Raw genomic sequence first — 17693 nt, forward strand, 5'->3', positions numbered from 1 at the left:
ATATATCTGCTTTGCCCCTTTGTTCCTTCACGAAAACTCCCAACTAATGTTAAACAAAACGAATAAGACACCAAGATAATCAGTTATATCTCGGTGCTTTTTTTGTGAACCAATTCCCTGTATCCAACCCAATTGTTCGTTATTTACTTTGTTTTCCAATTTATTTTTACTGCTTCATTTGATTTTTTAAAAATATCCGTATTATATCTAGAAAAAGTATTCCAAACGACTCATTTTTTGTTAAACTATATGTATATAACAACCTCAGACGTTTTGATAACGTCCATATATAACAAAAAGGAGTTTTATATGAAGATTAGAAACCGTTCTCTCTTCTATACCGTAGGTTCTGTAGCGGTAACAGCCGGACTCTTGCTTAGTCTCGCCACTTCGCCCATACAATCTGTGCACGCTACTGAAGTGGCGATAGAGAATTATCCGTCACTTGCAATAACCAAGTCGGAAGTCACGATACAAGGCTATCTTATTGCACCACTTAATAGTAGCGGAACTGCTTTTGACGCTACCAACAAAACAAATCTAGCCCTTGGTGCAAGCATGGATACTGCGGCCGCCGACACTATCCCTATTCAACTAAAGGAACCACTTCGCAGCCAATTCAACCTCGTTGATCATCCCGAACTAGTCGGAAAATTGGTTCGCATCACAGGAACTAGCGATACATACATGAAGCGAGCTGGGATCAAACCAGCTACAGCGATTGAAATCGTAGATTCATCTTCTACTAATGTTCAGCCACCAACCAGTGAAAATACGACTACCGAGTCAAGTGACCTTGTTTCTACACCGATTGCTACTGTTCGTTCTGGTGCACAAGGAACAGAGTACACAGTCTCTGGTAAAATTATTAGCCTAGTAAACGGTTGGGGAGGAAATGGCTTTTACCTCCAAGGTTCTGACGGCGCTGGTATCTATATCTACCCTGGGGCTGCCTTGGGCTATCAGCCTGGTGATACCGTTCAATTAACAGGAACATTGGGTGAGTATAAAGGCGAACTCCAACTAACCACAGTTAGCAACCACAAGGCTATATCTGAGCATTTCAACACTCCTATTACAGAAACAAACATCGCTCAGTTAGCAACGCAAGCACAGGCAACACTAGTTTCTCTAAAAAACTTGACTGTCGGAGATATTCAAAGCGATAGCTATCAAAATTCTACCTTTACCGTAACTGACTCCGAAGGACAAACTGTGGATGTGCGTTTAGATAGTCGAACAGGTATCAAAGCAGCTGATCTTTTGAACCATATCAACAAGGGAGATAAGATTAATCTAACCGCTATTTTATCCACCTATAATGGAAAAATACAATTAAAACCATTTGACCTCTCTCATTTTGAAGTCGTTGAAAAGGCAACAACAGAAACAGCACCAGGCAAGACCGAAACTGTAACAGTCGGTCACATTCAAGGTGCAAGTCACCAATCACCTCTGGTGAATCAATCTGTGATTCTTAAAAACGTCGTAGTAACCTACGTTACCTCTGCCAATAACTTCTACGTGCAGGATGTCACACCAGATGGAGACGTCAAAACATCTGACGGTATTAATATTTTTACTGACAAATTAAAAACAAATGTCAAGGTAGGAGATCTTGTCACTATCGCAGGACGTGTAGAAGAATACCTCGGAAAAGGTTATACAGAACGTGGTGAAACAGACTTAACCATCACACAAATTCGAGCTACTGAAGTAACTGTGGATGGGACTGCACCTGTACCATCTCCTATAGTCCTTGGTCTTGATCGAACCATCCCAGCCGATATTATTGACAACGACGGTTTGGCTCAATTTGATCCAGAACAAGATGCACTCGATTTCTGGGAATCCGTTGAAGGCATGGTGGTTGCCGTTGATGATGCAAAAATCCTCGGCCCACTAAAAAACAAGGAAATCTATGTCACTCCTGCCACTAGTCAACTTCCTTTAAACAATGTCGGAGGCGTCAACCTTCGCCCTGAAGGGAATAATACCAATATCATTCCACTACTTTTGAAAAATGGAAAACAGATCGTCAAATCAGGAGACTATTTTACCGGTCGTATTGCTGGACCAGTTACCTACTCTTACACCAATTATAAGGTCTATGTAGATGATAGCTCCCTTCCAACCTTGCACGAAGGAGCTACAAAACCAGAAACAACAACCATTATCCCAAATGATGACAAGCTGACTATCGCTTCTTATAACATTGAAAACTTCTCTGCTGATAGTAAGTCAACATCAGACGCTAAAGTCCAACGCATTGCCAAATCCTTTGTTTCAGACCTACATTCTCCAGACATTATCGGATTGATTGAAGTGCAGGACAACAACGGTGCTACAAACGACGGTACAACTGATGCTAGTAAGAGTGCTGAGCGCCTGATTGCAGCCATTCAAGCAGCCGGCGGACCAACCTATACCTATGTGGATATTGCTCCTGAAAACAACAAAGACGGTGGACAAGAGGGAGGCAATATTCGCGTCGGCTTCCTCTACAACTCCAAACGTGTCAGCCTATCTGACAAACCAATCGGTACCGCAACACAGGCAGTAGCTTGGGAAAACGGCGAACTCAATCTCAGCCTGGGCCGAATCGACCCAACCAACCCTGCTTGGGCAGCTGTCCGCAAAACACTTGCAGCTGAATTCGTCTTCAAAGGCGAAAAAGTCGTTGTCCTTGCCAACCATCTCAACTCAAAACGCGGTGACAATGGTCTCTACGGAAAAATCCAACCCGTCAGCTTCAAGTCCGAAGAAAAACGCCACATACTGGCACAAATTATCGCTGACTTTACAAAAGCAGGCTTAACTCAAAATCCAAATGCTAATATCGTTATGCTAGGCGACTTCAATGACTATGAATTTACTAAAACCATAGAAATTTTAGAAACAGGAGGAATGGCTAACCTCGTTAGTCGTCACGATGCATCCGATCGCTACTCTTACTTCTATCATGGAAACAATCAGTCCCTTGACAATATGCTGGTATCAACTAACTTGTTGGAGCGCTATGCCTTTGATATGGTCCATGTCAATTCGGCCTTTATGGAAGAACATGGCAGAGCTTCTGACCACGATCCGCTATTGGTACAACTGGATGTGACAAAGGCACAAGAACCAACTCAACCAGAACCAAGCGACAAGCAGACAGATGACTCAGGAACAGTCAATAATAGTGATGACAATGGTACGACCAACAATAACAAGCCAACAAATCTTTCAACTTCTAATCAAACATCTGTAAATACTGATGACCGTTCTGGCACTACAGACAAGGGACAAACAACCGTGACCCCTACTGCCAAAAACAGTCAAAAGAAAATCCTTCCAAAGACAGGAGGAGAAACAAGCTTTGTACTTATCACAATCGGTCTCGTAATCTTGAGTGCCTGCCTTGTTAAAAAACAAAAAGAATCCTAATCATTTTTTGAGCTTGAAAGCATGACTTTCAGGCTCATTTTTCTACTGCTCCACCTCCACTTGTGCTATAATTAAAGTTATGGATAAAATTATTAAGACACTATCAAAGAGCGGGCATTTTCGTGCCTTTGTGCTAGATAGCACAGAAACCGTGAAAACAGCCCAAGAAAAACACGACACTATGGCGTCGTCCACCGTTGCTCTGGGGCGCACCCTCATTGCCAATCAAATTTTGGCTGCCAATGAAAAAGGCGATACAAAAATCACCCTGAAAATCTTGGCCAGCGGTGCTGTTGGGGCTATCATCTCCGTTGCCAATACCAAAGGTCAGGTCAAGGGCTACATTCAAAATCCAGACTTGGATTACAAACGGACCTCAACTGGCGAAGTCATCGTTGGGCCTCTTGTGGGCAACGGGCAATTCCTGGTTATCACAGATTACGGAACAGGTCACCCTTACAACTCTATGACGCCATTGATTTCTGGTGAAATCGGTGAAGACTTTGCTTATTTCTTAACAGACAGCCAGCAGACACCTTCTGCGGTGGGACTAAACGTGTTATTAGACGAAGAAGATAAGGTCAAGGTGGCTGGCGGATTCTTGTTGCAAGTTTTACCAGGTGCAACTGAGGCTGAAATTGCCCGTTTCGAGAAACGCATCCAGGAAATGCCTGCCATTTCGAGCTTGCTGGCTTCTGAAAACCATATAGAAGCTCTGCTATCCGCCATTTATGGCGACGACGACTTCAAACGCCTGTCAGAAGAGGAAATCGGCTTTGTCTGCGACTGCTCTAAAGACCGCTTCCTCGATGCTCTGGCCAGCCTGCCAAAAGCGGACCTGCAAGAGATGAAAGAGGAAGACAAGGGCGTAGACATCACCTGTCAATTCTGCCAGACCCATTACCACTTTGACGAAAACGATTTGGAGGAACTCATCAATGGCTAATCTCAACACCCCTTTCATGATTGGTGATGTGGAAATCCCCAATCGCTGCGTGCTGGCCCCAATGGCTGGCGTGACCAACTCGGCCTTCCGCACCATTGCCAAGGAAATGGGAGCAGGTCTGGTCGTTATGGAAATGATTTCTGAAAAAGGCCTTCTCTACAACAACGAGAAGACCCTCCATATGCTCCATATCGATGACAACGAATACCCTATGTCCATCCAGCTTTTCGGCGGCGATGCCGAAGGACTGAAACGGGCTGCCGACTTCATCCAAACCAACACCAAGGCTAATATCGTCGATATTAACATGGGCTGCCCTGTCAATAAGGTTGTTAAAAACGAAGCTGGTGCCAAGTGGCTCAAGGACCCCGACAAGATTTACCACATCATCAAGGAAGTGACCTCAGTCCTCGATATTCCCTTGACTGTTAAAATGCGGACGGGTTGGAACAATACCGACCTAGCAGTCGAAAATGCCCTGGCCGCAGAAAGTGCCGGTGTGTCTGCCCTGGCCATGCACGGACGGACCCGCGAGCAGATGTACACAGGAACTGTTGACCTGGAAACCCTCACCAAGGTAGCCAGCAGCCTAACCAAGATTCCCTTCATCGCAAATGGTGACATCCGTACTGTAGAAGATGCCCGCCAACGAATCGAGGAAGTCGGAGCTGATGCCGTCATGGTCGGACGGACTGCTATGGGAAATCCTTACATCTTCAACCAAATCAACCACTATCTTGAAACAGGAGAAGTCCTGCCCGACCTCTCCTTCGATGACAAACTCAATGTCGCCTTCGACCACCTGACCCGATTGACCAATCTCAAAGGCGAATCCATTGCCGTACGTGAATTCCGTGGTCTTGCCCCTCACTACCTCCGTGGTTCAGCAGGTGCTGCCAAAATCCGTGGTGCCGTTGCCAAGGCAGAAACCATTGAGCAGGTCCAAGAACTCTTTGACCAAGCCAGAGAAGCTTATCAAGAACGGATCACTAAGTAAGAAAATCTGAGAAGTTTGATACTTGTCAATCATTAATCATACAGAAAAAACGCATAAAACCAAGGTTATAACCTGATTTTATGCGTTTTTTCTGTATGATTACCTTATTCCTGCTCAGCAAAGAAGTCAACAAAGGCAGGGGCAATGTAGTCTCGATACTTCTCTGGACTCTCGCGAATGAGGGTCGCTGAAATACCAAATTTTCTAGGACTATAATGAGCTTGATAGCCTCGACTGAGCAGTTCCTGAGCATATTCTTCCTCAGACACATAGAAGACTGGTACTTGATGTTCAGACAAATCCAATAAACCAAGCAAGCGGTCTAACCAAAGGTCCCAACCATCTGGATAGGGAGGCAAGTCCGTTTCATCCAGGGCACGAACTTCGACAAAATCATCACCCTCAAACTGCCCTTGAGCAAATTGAAATCGTTTGGTCAAATCTAAACCAATCAAATCCCCACGGTCCTTGTCATATCCTGACACCACAATACGAACCTGAACACAGGCCAACTTTGCTCGCTCGATCAAATCCAAATGTCCCTTGTGCATGGGGGCAAAGGTCCCAAAAACAACAGCTATGGTTTGATTCATAGATTTCCTTTCTACTTGCTAAAGAGGCGTTCAAGCTCACCTCTTCAACTATTTCATCCTTTTTTCAAAACGGAAGAACAATTCTGCATCTGGAAAGTCAGGCACATGTTCCATTGGATGGGCAAGATTGAAAAATTCTACAATCTGAAAGCCACATTTATTGACATAGAAATGAATATTGCGTACCTCAAAATGCGGAGTGTGTGTTTCCCACACTTCCGTATCTGGATAAGCTTGCTCAATAGCCTGCCAGATGTTTAACCCCAGACCTTTGCCCTTATGATTGCCATCAACAAACAAGAGATCCAAGGAGTTGCGCTTGGTTGCTGAATCAATCTGCACAACGACACCGCCTACCAAGTCATTTTTCCAATAAACCTGAAAGGCTTGAGCCTTAGGGGCAAGCAAGCTTTCCAAGATTTCCTCACGGCTAATCACCTCTTCCCCCTCTGGCATTTCCTCTGCCAAGGCTTCTAAAAACGCAGCTTGATTGCGGCGGATAAATTCTTCACGCTCTTCTTCCAGAAGCGGTCTTAGTTCTACCATTTTTCCTCCTATTTGACTATATGGTCTCTTAGTTTACTTTTAGTACGAGGCAATGAGCCACAGGCATAACTGAAGTTAGGCAAGGCGAGTTCAAATACTCCTGTGGAGTGTTTGAAGTTGGAAATAGGGAAACGAAGTTTCCTCGTACGTCGAAGTAATAAAAGAAAAACTAAATGACGACATCAAACTTGAGTTCTTCGCCCTTGACCCCAACCTTCAAGGTCGAGCCAGTAGCCAAGTCACCACGGAGCAACATTTCTGCTAACGGATCTTCCAATTTGGTTTGTAAGAGTCTACGAAGAGGACGAGCCCCCATTTCTGGGTCGTAACCTTGTTTAGCCAATAACTTGAGAGCTGACGGTTGCAGTTTAAGGGTAATTCCTTTCTCAGCTGTTATAGCTAACAACGGTTTAATCATGACCTTGACAACATCCTGCATATGAGTTTCCGTTAGGCTATGGAAGACAACTTTCTCGTCAATACGGTTGATAAATTCTGGACGATAGGCTTTTTTCAATTCCTCAAAAATGCGTTTCTCCACTTCCTTGTGGTCCTTAGATAAATCAAGGGCACCGAAGCCAACTGTCTTATCATCACGAAGGGCTGTTGCTCCAAGGTTAGACGTCATGATAATAATGGTATTTGAGAAATCAACCTTACGTCCCTTACTGTCTGTCAGAACACCATCATCCAAGACCTGCAAGAGAACATTGAAAATATCTGGATGAGCCTTTTCAACCTCATCAAAAAGAAGAACAGAATAAGGTTTGTTACGAACTTTTTCTGTCAATTCGCCACCTTCCTCATAGCCCACATAGCCCGGAGGGGCACCGTTTAAACGGCTGGCTGCGAATTTCTCCATGTATTCAGACATATCAAAACGGATAAGAGCAGATTCGTCATCAAAGAGAACTTCTGCCAAGGCCTTAGCAAGCTCTGTCTTACCGACACCAGTTGGTCCCAAGAACATAAAGGAACCAATCGGTCTGCGACCTGTACGAATCCCTGACTGATTACGGCGAATAGCTCTGCTAACTGCAGAAATAGCTTCTTCCTGACCAATCACACGCTTGTGCAATTCTGCTTCCAGATTCAGATACTTCTTAGTATCTGATTGGCTAAGCTTGGCTACTGGGATACCTGACAAGCGGCTAAGTGTTTCTAAAACATCTTCTTCTGTTACTTCAAGGTCATAGTTTTGACTAGCCTCGGCATCTTCTTTCGTTTTAATCAAAAGCTTGCTGACAGTCTTATATTTTTTATCCATCAAGGCCTTGTCAATACTCGTCAGTCCCGTTTCCTCAGCCTGCCCTTTCACTCGATTTTGTACCGTTGCACTGGCTTCATCCAGCAGATCAATGGCAGAATCTGGCAGGTTTTTACTGGTCAAATACCGCTTAGCGTAGGTCACAGCAGTTTCAACAGCAGTATCTCCAATACGGACCCTGTGGTATTTCTCAAAAGTACCTTTTAAACCAGTCAAAATGGCAATGCTATCTTCCACTGTCGGCTCTTCAATGGTCACTTTGGCAAAACGACGAACCAGGGCTGCGTCTTTCTCAATATGCTTTTGATACTCTGTCTGAGTTGTCGCTCCGACCGTACGGAGGGTGCCACGAGCAAGAGCTGGTTTGAGGATATTGGCTGCATCCAAGGTCGAATCAATCCCTGACCCTGAACCCATAATGGTATGCAACTCATCGATGAAGAGGATGACCTGACCATCTTCCTCGATGTCGTTGATGATATTATTCATCCGCTCTTCGAAATCACCACGGAAACGAGTTCCAGCGATAACGTTCATCAAGTCAAGTTCCAAAACCCGCATCTTAGCCAAGCTGACAGGGACATCACCTGCAGCAACACGTTGAGCAAGACCCAAAGCAAGCGCAGTTTTTCCGACACCTGCATCACCAACCAGAACTGGGTTGTTCTTGGTTTTACGTGATAGAATTTGGATCATCCGTGCAATCTCAGCGTCTCGACCGATGACAGGTTCAATCTTCCCTTCACGCGCCAAAGCTGTCAAATCACGAGTGTAGTCTTCTAATCCACCACTTTGAGGTGCTGGGGGCATTCCCATCATCTGTCCCATATTAGTAGGTTTGGCTTTGCCACCCTTCATCACACTGCGGATAGCTTTAAGGTCCTCTTTGGTAAATCCCGCACGTGCCTCCAAGTTTTTACGCAAGTCCAAGAAACGAAACTTATCATCTGAGTCTTCAAAATAAAAACCTACCTTGTCCAAAATCTGACTAGCTGTTGACCGCTTGTCCAACAACATAGCCATAAACAAATGCTCCGTTCCCAGCTCCTTAGCCTTGACGACTTCTGCAATTTTCTTGGCAAAACTAGCCGTTTCATCCAAACGTTTAGAAGATGGTAAAATACGAAAACTATCCAACTCTTCACGATAGACCTTGTCGGTCACAACAAAAGTTGCATGTTCATAGTCAGAAATTGAAATGGGATATTCTGCCAAGACAGCTCCCGCAACGGTATCATGGTTGATGACAAATGATAAGAGAACATGCCAGGTTTCCAAGTAATCACAGGCATAACGTTGGGCAACCAACTGAGCATCTTCAAATACTCTTTGTAAACCAGTTGAAATTTTCATGAATTATTCCTCTTTCCTATCTAAACGTCGTAGTATTTGACGCATCATGCGTGCTCGAATAGTACTTGCATCTTTTCCTAATATTTCATCAGATCCTGTGGACAAAAAGAGATTGCCTTCTCGTTCTGTCATCAATCCTTCATCAAAAAGGAGCTGTAAAATATCCGCATAAACCGTCGCAGACAACTGCTCACCCATATTGTTTAACAAATCATGGACCAGTTCGTGCTTATCCGAAAAGGTAATCCGCCCAATTCGGATATAACCACCGCCACCACGCTTGCTTTCCACAATATAACCACGGCTGGCTGTAAAACGGGTTTTAATGACGTAGTTAATCTGACTTGGCACCACTTCAAACCGACTGGCCAATTCACTTCGACGCAACTCAGCTACACTGACTTGGTCCAAGATGGCTTTGATATGCTCTTCTATATAATCCGATGTATTCTTCATCGCCATAGTATCGCCTCTTTCTTTGACTATCTTTGACCATTATACCTTAAAATGACGAATTTTGAAAGCAAAAGCCTAGCAACTAGCGTAGCAGAATTTTGAAATCTGCTCTGCTTTATCCTATAATAAAAGAAAAATAGAAAGGACTAGGGTCTCCGTATTTGGTTGAACTGAATACGGGCTACGGACTAGACCAAAAAGATAAACGAGAACTAGGCGTCGTTCTGTTTCCTATTTTGTCTGTGTCCGCTTAAGGCCCTTTATATCTTATACCATGAACTTTCAAGATTACATTCAAGACTTTACAAGTGTGACTGTGGAGCAGGCACAGAACCTTCTAGCTGCAAAAGAGGGGGCTGTTCTCTTCATCGGACGAGCAACCTGCCCTTACTGCAACCGCTTTGCGCCAAAACTCCATAAGGTCGCCCAAGACAAGCAAGTGACCGTCCACTTCCTCGACTCCAGCCAAATCAGTCCAGAACTCCAGGCCCTTCGCGACCACTACCAAGTTCCTACCGTCCCAGGCCTCCTCGTCGCTAAACCTACTGGCGTCCAAGTCCGCTGCGACTCCAGCATGACGGAAGAAGAAATTGTGGCTTTTATTGAGGACTAATGCTAGACATTTCCTACCAAGCCAACGCCTTCCACATCTCTTATCAAGGAAAACCACTAGGCAAGATTCACAGCTACCAAAATCCCTACCACCAGACCAATATCTATCTGCGACTAGATTTGGTTGATTTCGATTGCACCATAGCAGAGCAGCTCTTCCAGTCCCTACAGACTGCCTTGGACGGAAATCCTCTTCAGGTGATGCTCTCCTCTGCAGAGCAGGAAAGAATCCATTTCCTCACCGCAGCTGGCTTTGTCTGCAAACGGAAATGTTACGAGTTTGAAGTGACCAAACAAGACTACCTTGGTCAAACAGGCACCACCAACCTCATCACAGCTCGCAAAGACTCCGCACTCTACCAAAGAGCCTGCCAGCGAGTCTTTGAACACTACCAGACAGTTCATCAAAACATCAACCCTTGGACTGCCAGTCAAGAAGAATTTGAAAAGGGCTTACCTGATCTGGTTTATACAGACTCAGAAAACTGGGCCTTCGTAGAAAACAATGAAATTGCCTACGTATGCGGAAAAGATGAACAAAGCTTTGATTCCTTCATCCAAGCAGTTATTTGCCAACTATTTGAACAGTATGATCAGATTAGCTTTGAGGCTGATGACTGGGAGTGAGAAAGAACTCGACTGGTCTTAAGAAGAGTTCGTCTTCTCACCCCCGCACAGTTGATTAGCTCAGATTTGGAGTGTGAAACACGAACAAATCTGCCAATCAACCACTGCGCTGAGATGTTGACACGAACTCTGAGTAGCGTGGCTGAATTTGAGCCTAGCCACCATGCGTTTAGCTGACCAATTCCTACAACCAAACAAGCCTAGCTGGGATACTTATATTTTAGAAATCTAACAAAAAGCACCGACCACAAGGCCGGTGCTTTTTAAGGAGATTATGAAAAATATTTAGGATTGATACTAGTATAACCGAATCAAACATAGCCGACATCCGCCCTAAGACCGATTTTACAAAAAGAACTCCCTTTCGGAAGTTCTTGAATTATCAAGTAGTCTTTCAGTTTGCTTTTAGTACTCGCTTCAAAGGTTTGGGGAACCTTTGAAGGCTGGAGATAGTGCGAACCAAATTCGCCTCAAAAGAGCCGTACATCTTGTACATGTACAAGATCGGAAATCGAACTTGCGAAGCAAGTCATATTCGTGAAGTAATACCCTCAATATAAAAAGAACTCCCTTTCGGAAGTTCTTGAGTTGTCGAGTAGTCTTTCAGTTTGCTTTTAGTACTAGGCAACGAGCTGCAGGCTGTACTGAAGTACGGCAAGGCGAGTTAACGAAGTAATAAAAGATAAAATGAAGACTACCAATTATTTACCAAGAGCTGCTGCCATCGTAGCTGCAACTTCTGCTTCAAAGTCGTTTGAAGCTTTCTCGATACCTTCACCCACTTCGAAACGAGCAAATTCTACAACTGAAGCGTTCACTGAGTTCAAGTAAGCTTCAACTGTTTTGCTGTCGTCCATGATGTAAACTTGTGCAAGAAGTGTGTAAGCTTGGTCAACTTGAGTGTTGTCAAGCAAGAAGCGATCCATTTTACCTGGGATGATTTTGTCCCAGATTTTTTCTGGTTTGCCTTCTGCTGCTAATTCAGCTTTAATAGCTTCTTCAGCTGCTGCAATCACTTCGTCAGTCAATTGAGCTTTTGAACCGTATTTCAACAATGGCAACGCTGGTTTGTCAACCATTGCACGGCTTTCGTTGTCTTGTTCGATCTTGTGGTTGATTTGTGCCAACTCATCTTTAACGAATTGCTCATCCAATTCAGTGTAAGAAAGAACAGTTGGTTTCATCGCAGCGATGTGCATTGAGATTTGTTTTGCAAGAGTTTCGTCGCCACCTTCAACAACTGAGATAACACCGATACGGCCGCCGTTGTGTTGGTATGCACCGAATGCTTGAGCATCTGTTTTTTCAACCAAAGCAAAGCGACGGAATGAGATTTTCTCACCGATTGTTGCAGTTGCGTTTACGTATGCTTCTTCAAGGGTTTCACCTGAAGGCATAGTCAATTTAAGAGCTGCTTCGTTGTCAGCTGGTTTGCCTTCTGCAATTACTTTAGCAGTAGTGTTTACCAATTCAACGAATTGAGCATTTTTCGCAACGAAGTCTGTTTCAGCGTTCACTTCAACAACTGCGGCTACGTTACCGTCAACGTAAACACCTGTCAAACCTTCAGCTGCTACACGGTCAGCTTTCTTAGCTGCCTTAGCCATACCTTTTTCACGAAGCAATTCAATTGCTTTTTCGATATCGCCTTCTACTTCAACCAATGCTTTTTTAGCGTCCATAACGCCAGCACCTGATTTTTCACGCAATTCTTTAACGAGAGCTGCTGTAATTTCTGCCATGTCTATTCTCCTTGTTTGTATTTATAAAATAGAGGAGCGGGCTCAGCCCTGCCCCTCTAGGATTGTTTTTGTGTTTGATAAATGATGTAGAATGTACTCGGACTAAAAAGCTAGAATTTAGATAAATCTAACGCTTTTCTTAACGCCTTCGTTACTTATTCAATTGTACTCAGGCTAAAATCTTAGTGAAAAAGATAAACTTCCTTGTATGCAAGCATACTGCGTCAGTTTCCTACTTTCATACAGATTTCTAAACGCCTTCGTTACTTATTTTCCTTCTACAACTTCAACCAATTCTTCAATTGATTCTGTAGATGCTGGCTCAGCTGCCAATTCAGCTTCAACTGCTGCTACGCTGTCTTCACCTTGGTTACCTTCGATGATAGCGTCAGCCATTTTAGCTGTGATCAATTTAACAGCGCGGATAGCGTCATCGTTAGCTGGGATGATAACATCGATATCATCTGGATCTGTGTTTGTGTCAACCATCGCTACAACTGGGATACCCAATTTTTTAGCTTCTTTAACAGCGATTTGCTCTTTGTGTGGGTCAACTACGAACATTACATCTGGAATACGTGGCATGTCAGCGATACCGCCCAAGAATTTTTCAAGACGTGCACGTTGTTTGTTCAACAATGCTACTTCTTTCTTAGGAAGCACTTCGAAAGTTCCATCTTCTTCCATGCGGTTGATTTCTTTCAAACGAGCGATACGTTTTTGGATTGTACCCCAGTTTGTAAGAGTTCCACCCAACCAACGGTGGTTGATGTAATATTGACCAGCACGGATAGCTTCGTCTTTTACAGCTTCAGCAGCTTGTTTTTTAGTACCTACGAACAAGATAACTGCGTCGTTTGCTGCAGCGTCACGGATGAATTCGTAAGCTTGGTCAGCCAATTTTACAGTTTGTTGCAAGTCGATAACGTGGATACCGTTACGCTCTGTGAAGATGTATTTAGCCATCTTAGGATTCCAGCGACGAGTTTGGTGACCGAAGTGTACACCAGCCTCAAGAAGTTGTTTCATTGAAATTACTGCCATGAGTATTTCTCCTTTTTGTTTTTTCTCCTCTCCCGAACTTCGACTTGCAGCCCAACCTTTCGGCAACAAGACCACAATTGGTCCGAGATGAGTATTTGTTGCACAGCAACTCTATTATGATACCAAAAAAACTAACAATTTTCAAGTGAAATATTTACTTTTATCATCTGCCCACCTCAGACATCCGACAAGAACTATCTGAAGTGGATTCCAGACACTCCGATTTCAATTTCTGGGTCACAAAACTTAATGTAGGGCACAATCTTGGACTCGTTGTAGACCTTTGGTCCAAAGGTGATTTTCTTGATTTTGACATGTCCACCCTGCTCGACATAGAGTCGCGGAACTCCATCTCCAGTCTCATCCAGCAATATCTTGTCACTTTTTAGGTCGGCATACTTTAATAGACGAACTTCGTTTTCAGTCACATAATCTGCTGATTTAAAGAGAAAACGGATTTCCTCCATTATCTGATAAATCTCTTTCTTTTGAGATGAAGCTGCGAAAATATCTTTTAAATTCGCCAACTCTTTTTCGATTTTTTCGAGTTCATCTGGTTTAAATAAATTACCATACAAATTCGTGTCAGACATATAACAGATTCGATAGGGAGCAAAGCGCTCTGCCTCTTTGGAAGACGAAGTTTTTTGTTCATCCTGACTATCTGCTTCCTCTTCATATTCTTGCAACTTCAAATCGGTTGCCCTAGCAATCAGCTCGTGTTCTGCTAGGCTATTTTTTACTTCAAACAGGTCATCATGTAAGGTTACACAAATCCCTTTTCCGTCTCTACCATACTGAACCCACATGGGCAAGTGATCAGATTCTGTCGTCAGGCTCATCAGATAAAAAGGACTCACTTGATCAACGTTCTCTTCCTCTGCCTCTAACCATTTATGCAACAACTTGCCCTCTTCAGGGTCGTTCATATAGTTGGCATTGTAGAAGCGGTAACGACCTGCCATCTCAACCTTGCCATTCTTTCTAATCATTCTTCCATCATCATCTTTTTCACCCAACAAAATCTTTGGAAGGGTTTCAAGAGCAGTATAGTGACTCAGATGAGTAAGGTCTTTTTGGTTGACACGGAGAAGATGAAGAATGGTCTTGCAGGCTTTGGTCGCCTTAAACAAATGGTCAATGTCCTTGTCTTTAGCCTTATGAAGCATATCTAGCCAGTAAGCATACTTGCTCTCACTAAGCTGCTCTTTGCAGACTGATAAAAATTCTCGGACATTTGCCCAATTTTCTGAAGTATAAAAATAGCAATCGGTTGCTTTAATAATTGCAGTGGCTTCAATTCCATTCAAAAGATCGATAAATTCGGACTCTAACAAGGTTTCGATCAATAAACAGAGTTTTTCCTCATTACCCTGTGAGAAGAACATTAAAAAACGTTCCAGCAGCGAATGATGTTTCTTTGGGAACCGATCATTCATGTATGAAAGGGCTTGGGCGAAGGCTACTTTTGCCACTTCTTTTCCCTCTTCCTTACCACCGATGATCAACTGAAGCCTAGCTGTTTGCTCCGCAATTCCAATAGACTTTGGAAACTGTTTAAGTATTTCTTCAAGTTTATCAGAAATCTCTCTCTGTTCTCCTAGCTCTTTTTCAACGCTCAAATTTACCAAACCTTGAGCATATACCAGAGCGATAGATGAGTCCTCTGGAAAGCGGCTAGACAAGGTAGCCAGTTCTTTTACCGTTTGTTCACAACCCTCTAAGTCCTGCTTGACTGTCAAGTTTACTAAACCTTTGGCATATTCCAAGGCAATGAACGGATCTTCGGAAAAGCGTATAGAAAGATGCCACAATTCTCCAACTGTTTGCTCACGACCCAATAAATCTTGTTTAGCACTCAGGTTCACCAAACCTTGGGCATATGCCAGAGCAGTAGAGGAATCCTCGGAAAAGCGGCTAAGCAAGGTAGCCAGTTCTTTTACCGTTTGTTCACAACCCTCTAAGTCCTGCTTAACTGTCAAGTTAAACAAACCTTGGGCATATTCCAAAGTAATGAACGGATCTTCGGAAAAGCGTATAGAAAGATGCCACAATTCTCCAACTGTTTGCTCACGACCCAATAAATCTTGTTTAGCACTCAGGTTCACCAAACCTTGGGCATATACCAGTGCAATATCTGAGTCATCAGGAAAACGACTAGACAAGGTAGCCAGTTCTTTTACTGTGTGTTCACGACCCAATAAATCTTGTTCAGCACTCAGGTTCACCAAACCTTGGGCATATTCCAGTGCAATATCTGAGTCATCAGGAAAACGACTAGACAAGGTAGCCAGTTCTTTTACCGTTTGTTCACAACCCTCTAAGTCCTGCTTAACTGTCAAGTTAAACAAACCTTGGGCATATTCCAAGGCAATGAACGGATCTTCTGAAAAGCGTGTGGAAAGATGCCACAATTCTCCAACTGTTTGCTCACGACCCAATAAATCTTGTTCAGCACTCAGGTTCACCAAACCTTGGGCATATGCCAGAGCAGTAGAGGAATCCTCGGAAAAGCGGCTAAACAAGGTAGCCAGTTCTTTTACCGTTTGTTCACAACCCTCTAAGTCCTGCTTAACTGTCAAGTTAAACAAACCTTGGGCATATTCCAAGGCAATGAACGGATTTTCTGAAAAGCATGTAGAAAGATGCCACAATTCTCCAACTGTTTGCTCACGACCCAATAAATCTTGTTTAGCACTCAGGTTCACCAAACCTTGGGCATATACCAGTGCAATATCTGAGTCATCAGGAAAACGACTAGACAAGTTAGCCAGTTCTTTTACCGTTTGTTCACACCCCTCTAAGTCCTGCTTAACTGTCAAGTTAAACAAACCTTTGGCATATTCCAAGGCAATGAACGGATCTTCGGAAAAGCGTGTGGAAAGATGCCACAATTCTCCAACTGTTTGCTCACGACCCAATAAATCTTGTTTAGCACTCAGGTTCACCAAACCTTTGGCATATGCCAGAGCAATAGAGGAATCCTCGGAAAAGCGGCTAAACAAGGTAGCCAGTTCTTTTACCGTTTGTTCACAACCCTCTAAGTCCTGCTTGACTGTCAAGTTTACTAAGCCTTTAGCATATTCCAAGGCAATGAACAGATCTTCGGAAAAGCGTATAGAAAGATGCCACAATTCTCCAACTGTTTGCTCACGACCCAATAAATCTTGTTTAGCACTCAGGTTCACCAAACCTTTGGCATATGCCAGAGCAATAGAGGAATCCTCGGAAAAGCGGCTAAACAAGGTAGCCAGTTCTTTTACCGTTTGTTCACAACCCTCTAAGTCCTGCTCCACTGTCAAGTTTACTAAACCTTTAGCATATTCCAAGGCAATGAACGGATATTCTGAAAAGCATGTAGAAAGATGCCACAATTCTCCAACTGTTTGCTCATGACCCAATAAATCTTGTTTAGCACTCAGGTTCACCAAACCTTGGGCGTATACCAGTGCAATATCAGAGTCATCAGGAAAACGACTAGGCAAGTTAGCCAGTTCTTTTACCGTTTGTTCACAACCCTCTAAGCCCTGCTTGACTGTCAAGTTTACCAAACCTTGGGCATATTCCATTGCGATAGCTGATTCATCAGGGAAACGACTAGATAACTCAGATAGGCGATTTACACTTGTTTCACAATCGGATAATTCCTGAAAGGCTGTTAAATTAAGCAAGCCTTTAGCATAAATCAGAGCAGTTGTCTCATCTGGCTGTTCTTGGTACAGTTTGTATAAGTCTTCCAGTATAGGCTGTTTCTCTTCTAATTCTCTAGCCCTCAAGTCAGCCAGAAGGGGTTCCATCTTTTCAATATGATTTTTTGTTTTAGACATAGGAACATCTCTTTCATTTTTCTACTATCAATATAGCATAAATTTTTCCTGATTTCTATTAGGACCCAAATTTCAAGTTGAAGTTAGCCACCCAAAAGAAATTCACTTGGCGACTTGTAGTCCAAGCATTTTTTAGGGTAGTTGTTAATCCAATTTTCGATAAAAGCGACTTCTTTCGGAGTCGTTTTCTTGGTTCCTTTAGGTAACCATCTCCGAATTAATCGATTATGATTTTCATTTGAACCTCTCTCCCA

At 43.4% G+C, this 17693-nt stretch carries 13 protein-coding genes; 5 read left to right on the forward strand and 8 right to left on the reverse strand.

Annotated elements, in window-relative coordinates:
- Positions 1-309 precede the first annotated feature (309 nt).
- The 3 genes from K5Q34_RS05555 to dusB all read left to right on the forward strand — a co-directional run bounded on the left by K5Q34_RS05555 (position 310) and on the right by dusB (position 5372).
- Positions 310-3429, forward strand: a complete 3120-nt coding sequence (locus K5Q34_RS05555; protein ID WP_221864646.1) for a DUF6359 domain-containing protein — start codon at positions 310-312, stop codon at positions 3427-3429.
- A gap of 79 nt (positions 3430-3508) precedes the next feature.
- The gene (gene hslO, locus K5Q34_RS05560) at positions 3509-4375 is read left to right on the forward strand and encodes an Hsp33 family molecular chaperone HslO (protein ID WP_105133986.1); all 867 of its coding nucleotides are present in this window, start codon (positions 3509-3511) and stop codon (positions 4373-4375) included.
- On the forward strand, positions 4368-5372 hold the full coding sequence (gene dusB / locus K5Q34_RS05565; protein WP_105133985.1) for a tRNA dihydrouridine synthase DusB: 1005 nt from the start codon (positions 4368-4370) through the stop codon (positions 5370-5372). The genes hslO and dusB overlap by 8 nt, the downstream gene beginning before the upstream one ends.
- 104 nt (positions 5373-5476) lie before the next feature.
- Here the strand turns inward: dusB and K5Q34_RS05570 are convergent, their stop codons facing one another.
- From K5Q34_RS05570 to K5Q34_RS05585, 4 genes are all read right to left on the reverse strand, one after another.
- On the reverse strand, positions 5477-5965 hold the full coding sequence (locus tag K5Q34_RS05570) for an adenylyltransferase/cytidyltransferase family protein (RefSeq protein ID WP_172115458.1): 489 nt from the start codon (positions 5963-5965) through the stop codon (positions 5477-5479).
- 48 nt (positions 5966-6013) lie between these two features.
- On the reverse strand, positions 6014-6511 hold the full coding sequence (locus K5Q34_RS05575; protein ID WP_208546579.1) for a GNAT family N-acetyltransferase: 498 nt from the start codon (positions 6509-6511) through the stop codon (positions 6014-6016).
- A 169-nt stretch (positions 6512-6680) separates the two neighbouring features.
- Complete coding sequence (locus K5Q34_RS05580) at positions 6681-9131, reverse strand: ATP-dependent Clp protease ATP-binding subunit (protein ID WP_172115456.1); 2451 nt, start codon at positions 9129-9131, stop codon at positions 6681-6683.
- Positions 9132-9134: 3 nt separating this feature from the next.
- Positions 9135-9593: a CtsR family transcriptional regulator gene (locus K5Q34_RS05585; protein WP_002937810.1), complete on the reverse strand. Its 459-nt coding sequence runs from the start codon at positions 9591-9593 to the stop codon at positions 9135-9137.
- A gap of 268 nt (positions 9594-9861) precedes the next feature.
- Between K5Q34_RS05585 and K5Q34_RS05590 the strand changes: the two genes are divergently transcribed.
- Positions 9862-10200 (forward strand): thioredoxin domain-containing protein, encoded by a 339-nt coding sequence (locus K5Q34_RS05590; RefSeq protein ID WP_044761198.1) that lies wholly within the window; start codon positions 9862-9864, stop codon positions 10198-10200.
- Positions 10200-10826 carry a GNAT family acetyltransferase gene (locus tag K5Q34_RS05595; RefSeq protein WP_172115454.1) on the forward strand — a complete coding sequence of 209 codons (627 nt, stop codon included), beginning with the start codon at positions 10200-10202 and terminating at the stop codon, positions 10824-10826. The genes K5Q34_RS05590 and K5Q34_RS05595 overlap by 1 nt, the downstream gene beginning before the upstream one ends.
- A 701-nt stretch (positions 10827-11527) precedes the next feature.
- On the opposite strand, the gene tsf is transcribed toward K5Q34_RS05595, so the two are convergent.
- The 4 genes from tsf to K5Q34_RS05615 form a co-directional block, all read right to left on the reverse strand.
- On the reverse strand, positions 11528-12568 hold the full coding sequence (gene tsf / locus K5Q34_RS05600) for a translation elongation factor Ts (protein ID WP_024407282.1): 1041 nt from the start codon (positions 12566-12568) through the stop codon (positions 11528-11530).
- Positions 12569-12835: 267 nt separating this feature from the next.
- Positions 12836-13612 carry a 30S ribosomal protein S2 gene (rpsB, locus tag K5Q34_RS05605; protein ID WP_029752673.1) on the reverse strand — a complete coding sequence of 259 codons (777 nt, stop codon included), beginning with the start codon at positions 13610-13612 and terminating at the stop codon, positions 12836-12838.
- Positions 13613-13806: 194 nt separating this feature from the next.
- Positions 13807-17439 carry a DUF2971 domain-containing protein gene (locus tag K5Q34_RS05610; protein WP_221864647.1) on the reverse strand — a complete coding sequence of 1211 codons (3633 nt, stop codon included), beginning with the start codon at positions 17437-17439 and terminating at the stop codon, positions 13807-13809.
- 83 nt (positions 17440-17522) lie between these two features.
- The coding region (locus K5Q34_RS05615; RefSeq protein WP_367303171.1) for a transposase at positions 17523-17693 on the reverse strand (171 nt) is incomplete at its 5' end.

This window comes from Streptococcus sp. 2018110, from assembly GCF_019754115.1.
GTDB classification, from domain to species: Bacteria; Bacillota; Bacilli; order Lactobacillales; family Streptococcaceae; genus Streptococcus; species Streptococcus hashimotonensis.